The sequence below is a fragment of the Pseudomonas sp. P5_A2_2 genome, from assembly GCF_054177685.1.
This window is the reverse complement of record NZ_JBGCUL010001295.1, coordinates 1-1,099: the sequence shown is the minus strand read 5'-3', so window position 1 is coordinate 1,099 and position 1,099 is coordinate 1. Positions and strand designations below refer to the sequence as shown.

1 protein-coding gene is annotated in these 1,099 nt (G+C 48.2%); it reads right to left on the bottom strand.

The genetic code is table 11. From position 1 onward, the window contains the following. Window positions 1-853: 853 nt before the first annotated feature. On the bottom strand, window positions 854-1,099 hold a 246-nt coding region (locus tag ACXRVY_RS30905), incomplete at its 5' end, for a hypothetical protein (protein ID WP_458239197.1).

Sequence of the window (1,099 nt, the reverse complement as noted above, 5' to 3'; positions counted from 1 at the left end):
CAAGCTCGCCATCAACCCTCGACTCGTGTTCAGGGGCTCTGACTCTACCCGTGAAGCGTATCTTAAGGACTGGTATCGTCCTGTGGACGGGCTGTTTTCGAGACTGGAAGACGCGAATGAGCTGGGTCAATGCATCAATATGGCTGCGTAGCAAATACGTAACTTTTTTGAAAAACCTACGCAAGAAATTGCCTGTAGGCCACGTAAATCAAGGGGCTGGAGAAAGTCCTATTATATAAAAGAAGTTTCTTCGGCGACTACCGTCGAAGGAACTCTGCGGTAAGCGACAGCTTACAGCGTATTGAGCACGATCAAGCGGAGCTTGGAAGCTATAACGCCATTGGGACGGAACGTCCACAGTTACACACTGGAAATTCGCACCCGCCTGCATCGTCACGATGCTGGATCAGCACACCATTCAATCAATGAAATCAACACACATCAAAGCTTGTCGCTTTTGATCTTGATGTACCGCTTATGCAGAGCATGATGGATACTCAATGTAAGCGCCGCTTACAGGCTGACTCGACCGACATAGGTAGGGGATGAATGATATGTAAATATCATCCCCTCACTCCCAAGGCTTGCCGCCTTTACGTGCAACCAGTTAAGCGAAGCTTGAACGGGGTATTTTGTTAGCTGTCGCTAACCATTTGCACTTACAAGAAAAACCAAGATCAAAGGCAAAAGCTGGATTTGTGTAAAAATCTTATTGGTGCTACGTCCGACCGATAGGTCAGTGGCGATCCACCTTTACAGGGTGAACGATTGAAAGCTCATCGCTTTCGGTGCAAACACTCCAGCGGAGCTGGAAGAGTATCTCGCTCAAAGCTCCGCTTTACCTGTGCAACAGCTACCGCAGGTAGAAGTAGAGGAACACCACAACCAGAACGACAAAAATCACTCGCCCTTGGATTACGTCAGAGTTTGCCTTGTCCACCTTGATCTGTTTGTAGGTGTCGGCGTCGCTCAGCCCCTGCTCCTTGTACTTCAATACATGGTTGATTTGCTTGTCGAGCTGCTTGTTGTGGCTATTTTTGTTTGACGTGACGATCAGCCAACCGATCAACCATAGACCTCCAGTCAGAATGGTCATGAT